Origin of the sequence: Streptomyces sp. FH025 (genome assembly GCF_017427025.1) — a bacterium.
GTDB lineage: Bacteria > Actinomycetota > Actinomycetes > Streptomycetales > Streptomycetaceae > Kitasatospora.
In genome coordinates this window covers 1-4,616 of sequence record NZ_JAFLNG010000621.1, presented here as the reverse complement: position 1 = coordinate 4,616, position 4,616 = coordinate 1, and the positions used below count along the sequence as shown (strand labels likewise).

Annotated in this window: 3 protein-coding genes; 2 read left to right on the top strand and 1 reads right to left on the bottom strand. The window is 72.8% G+C overall.

The window, feature by feature from the left end:
* Positions 1 to 390: 390 nt before the first annotated feature.
* Together J0670_RS30735 and ptsP are read left to right on the top strand one after the other, a co-directional pair.
* Positions 391 to 840: a PTS glucose transporter subunit IIA gene (locus tag J0670_RS30735; protein WP_207815056.1), complete on the top strand. Its 450-nt coding sequence runs from the start codon at positions 391 to 393 to the stop codon at positions 838 to 840.
* A gap of 96 nt (positions 841 to 936) precedes the next feature.
* Positions 937 to 2,607, top strand: coding sequence for a phosphoenolpyruvate--protein phosphotransferase (ptsP, locus tag J0670_RS30730; protein WP_207815054.1), 1,671 nt, complete (start codon positions 937 to 939; stop codon positions 2,605 to 2,607).
* Positions 2,608 to 2,682: 75 nt separating this feature from the next.
* Here the strand turns inward: ptsP and J0670_RS30725 are convergent.
* A partial coding sequence (locus tag J0670_RS30725; protein ID WP_207815052.1) for an acetoacetate--CoA ligase occupies positions 2,683 to 4,616 on the bottom strand: 1,934 nt, incomplete at its 5' end.

Genomic DNA, 4,616 nt, shown 5'->3' with positions numbered 1-4,616 from the left:
GTTTTCCGCTCCGTTTACCGGGGTTTTTTACGTCCGAAATCTGGCGTTAACCGCCGGGTTGCGGCGACTCGACCGACTCTAGCGGGTCGGCGGCCGGAGCGCGAATCGGGGCGCACCACGGGTCACCCGGGCGGCGGCATGATTTGTTGCTCTCGCGAGCATATACAGCAATGGTCCTGATTCGCCAAGATGCCTGTAGAGTGCGGCGCATCGGCCAGAGGACTAGACCACTCACAGGCCGGTGGGAGGCCGGCCGGCAAGGCGGGCGGGGCGTGGGTCTTCGCCCGTGAATGTCAGCAGATGTCCGAAGTTGACATGATTTAGGCTTCAGTTGCTCGTGTGCCGCACCACGCGGCCGCTCGCTGTATTGCGCACTTGGGAGGCACAACCATGACCATTGTGACGTCGCCGCTGACCGGCCGGGCCGTCGGGCTTGCCAACGTGCCCGACCCGGTGTTCGCCGGCGCCATGGTCGGGCCGGGCACCGCGATCGACCCGGTCCGTGAGCCCACCGAGGCGGTGGCTCCGGTGGACGGCGTCGTCGTCTCCATGCACCCGCACGCGTTCGTCGTCGTGGACGCGGACGGGCATGGTGTGCTGACCCACCTGGGGATCGACACTGTTCAGCTCAACGGCGAGGGCTTCGAGCTCCTCGTCAACAAGGGCGACACGGTGACCCGCGGCCAGGCCGTGATCCGGTGGGACCCGGCGGCCGTCGAGGCCGCGGGCAAGTCGCCGATCTCTCCGATCGTGGCCCTGGAGGCCAATGCGGACGCCCTCGGTGGCGTGGCCGAGTCCGGCGAGGTCCAGGCCGGCGGCGAGCTCTTCAGCTGGAACTGACCCTTTTATTCCTCTATACCCGCCCCCAGGAGATGACGGGGCGGCCCGGCATTCAGCGGTTCCCGGCGGGGCCGCTCATCTCAGCGGAGACAGCTAATGGAGAAGACACTGCGCGGCGTGGGTGTCAGCCACGGGGTCGCGATCGGCCAGGTGCGGCACATGGGCACGGCGGTCCTGGAGCCCCCGACCACCCAGATCCCGACCGAGGACGCCCCCCGCGAGCAGGCGCGCGCCCAGGCCGCCGTCGAGGCGGTCGCCGCGGACCTGATCGCGCGCGGCAACCTGGCCGGCGGTGAGGCGCAGGCCGTGCTGGAGGCCCAGGCGCTGATGGCGCAGGACCCTGAGCTGATGGCCGACGTGTCCCGCCGGATCGCCGTCGGCAGCAGTGCCGAGCGCGGCGTGTACGACGCCTTCGCCGCCTACCGCGCGCTGCTGGCTTCCGCCGGGGAGTACCTGGCCGGGCGGGTCGCCGACCTGGACGACGTGCGCAACCGCATCGTGGCCCGGCTGCTGGGCGTGCCGATGCCGGGCGTGCCGGACAGCGACGAGCCGTACGTGCTGTTCGCGCGGGACCTGGCGCCGGCCGACACCGCGCTGCTGGACCCGACGCTGGTGCTCGGCTTCGTGACCGAGGAGGGCGGGCCGACCAGCCACAGCGCCATCCTGGCGCGGGCCATGGGTGTGCCGGCCGTGGTCGCGCTGCCGGGGGCGACCGACGTCGCCGAGGGCACCGTCGTCGCCGTGGACGGCAGCTCGGGCGACGTGCTGCTGGACCCGACGCAGGAGAAGCAGGACGAGCTGCGGGCGATCGCCGCCGAGCGCAAGGCCGCGCTGGCCGCCTCCTCCGGCCCGGGCCAGACCTCGGACGGGCATCGGGTGCCGCTGCTGGCCAACGTCGGCGGTCCGGCGGACCTGCCGGCGGCGCTCGAGAACGGCGCCGAGGGCGTCGGCCTGTTCCGCACCGAGTTCCTGTTCCTGGACGACTCGGCGAAGGCTCCCAGCGAGGAGAAGCAGGTCGAGGCGTACCGCAAGGTGCTGGAGGCCTTCCCCGAGGGCCGGGTCGTGGTGCGGGTGCTGGACGCGGGTGCGGACAAGCCGCTGGACTTCCTGACCCCCGCCGACGAGCCGAACCCGGCGCTCGGCGTGCGCGGCCTGCGCACCCTGCTGGAGCACCCCGAGGTGCTGCGGACGCAGCTGCGGGCGCTGGCCAGGGCGGCCGAGGGCCTGCCGGTGCACCTTGAGGTGATGGCCCCGATGGTGGCCGACCGCAAGGACGCCAAGGACTTCGCCGACGCGTGCCGTGAGGCGGGGCTGGACGCCAAGTTCGGCGCGATGGTGGAGATCCCGTCGGCCGCGCTGCGGGCGCGGGCGATCCTGGAGGAGGTCGAGTTCCTGTCTCTGGGGACCAACGACCTCGCGCAGTACACCTTCGCGGCCGACCGCCAGGTCGGTGCGCTGGCCCGGCTGCAGGACCCGTGGCAGCCGGCGCTGCTGGACCTGATCGCCGCGGCCGCCGGGGCGGCGCAGGCGGCCGGCAAGAGCTGCGGCGTCTGCGGTGAGGCGGCCTCGGACCCGCTGCTGGCCGTGGTGCTGACCGGTCTGGGTGTCACCAGCCTGTCCATGGGCGCGGCCTCGCTCCCCTATGTGCGCACCACGCTGGCGAAGTACACGCTGGCGCAGTGCCGTCGGGCGGCGGAGGCGGCGCGGGCCGCGGACAGTGCCGAGGAGGCACGGGCCGCGGCGCAGCAGGTGCTCTCGGGCGAGTAGCACGCGTCAACGCCGAAGGGGCGCTCCCCCGCCGTCGCGGTGGGTGGGGCGCCCCTTCGGCGTTCGTCGGGCCGGTCAGGCCTGGCGGTCGGCCCGGAGCTGCTCGAAGAAGCGCAGGTGGTCGATGTCGTCGACGGAGCCGGGGTTGACGGCCTTCTCCAGCGGGGTGCCGGAGAGGATGCGCTTGACCGGGACCTCGATGCGCTTGCCGGTGAGGGTGTGCGGCAGGCCGCGGACGGCGATGACCTCGTCGGGGACGTGGCGCGGGGAGAGTTCGGTGCGCAGCGAGGTGCGGATGCGGCCGATGAGGTCGTCGTCGAGTTCGGCGCCGGGGGCGAGGACGACGAACAGCGGCATCCAGTAGCCGCCGTCGGGCTCCTCCAGGCCGATGACCAGGGATTCGGCGATCTCGGGGAGCCGCTCGACGACCTCGTAGATGTCCGAGGAGCCCATCCGGACGCCCTGGCGGTTGAGGGTGGAGTCGGAGCGGCCGTGGATGACGACCGTGCCGCGGGAGGTGACGGTGATCCAGTCGCCGTGGCGCCAGATGCCGGGGTACATGTCGAAGTAGCTGTCGTGGAACCGGGTGCCGTCGGGGTCGTTCCAGAAGCCGGTGGGCATGGACGGGAGGGGCTTGGTGACGACGAGTTCGCCGACGGCGTCGGTCAGCGGGTGGCCGTCGACGTCCCAGGACTCGACGGCGGCGCCCAGGCAGGGGGCCTGGATCTCGCCGAGGTGGACGGGGAGCGTGGGGACGCCGCCGACGAAGCAGGAGCAGACGTCGGTGCCGCCGCTGACCGAGGCGAGCCAGACGTCCGCGCTGACCTCGTCGTAGATCCAGCGGAAGCCGTCGGGCGGGAGCGGGGAGCCGGTGGTGCCGATGCAGCGGACGGCGGAGAGGTCGAGGTCGCGGCCGGGGTGGAGGCCGGCCTTGCGGCTGGCGCCGATGTAGGCGGCGGAGGTGCCGAAGACGGTGGTGCCGGTGCGGGCGGTGACGGACCACAGGGCGCCGGCGTCGGGGTGGCCGGGGCTGCCGTCGTAGGTGACGATCGTGGACCCGACCAGGAGGCCGGCGACCAGGAAGTTCCACATCATCCAGCCGGTCGAGGTGAACCAGAAGAAACGGTCCTGCGGGCCGAGGCCGAGCTGGAGGCCGACCTGCTTGAGGTGCTCGACCAGGATGCCGCCCTGGCTCTGGACGATGGGCTTGGGCAGGCCGGTGGTGCCGGAGGAGTAGAGCACCCAGAGCGGGTGGTCGAACGGGAGCTGCGCGAACTCCGTTTCGCCGTCGGACCGTTGGGCTGGGCCGGAGACGAGGTCGGCCCAGTCGAGGGCGCCCTCGGGGGCCGGGCCGCCGAGCAGCGGGACGTGCACGACGGTGCGCAGCGAGGGCAGTTCGCGGCGGAGTTCGGCGACGACGTCGGTGCGGTCGTGGGCCTTGCCGCCGTAGTGGTAGCCGTCGACGGCGATCAGGACGTCCGGTTCGAGCTGCTGGAAGCGGTCGAGCACGCTGCGGGCGCCGAAGTCGGGGGCGCAGGAGGTCCAGACGGCGCCGATGGCGTTGGTGGCCAGCAGGGCGATGACGGCCTGCGGGATGTTGGGCAGGTAGGCGGCGACGCGGTCGTGCGGGCCGATGCCCTGGGCGCGCAGGGCGGCGGCGAGGGCGAGGACCTGGCGGCGCAGTTCGGCCCAGGTGGTCGCGGCGGGGTGCTCGCTCGCCTCGTCGAGGTGGAGGATGGCGGGCTGGTCGGCGTGGGCCGGGTCCTCGGAGTGGCGCAGGACGTGCTCGGCGTAGTTGAGGCGGGCGCCGGGGAACCACTGCGAGCCGGTGCGGTGCTCGTCGGCGAGCACGGCGTCGGGCATCCGGGGGTCGGCGAGGACGGCCTCGGGGGCCTGGCTGAAGCGGACGTCGAACCACTGCGTGACCGCCGTCCAGAAGCGGTCGAGGTCGGCGGTGGACCAGGCGTGCAGGTCGGCGTAGCGCTGGGCGGCCTGCTGGTCGTCGGCGG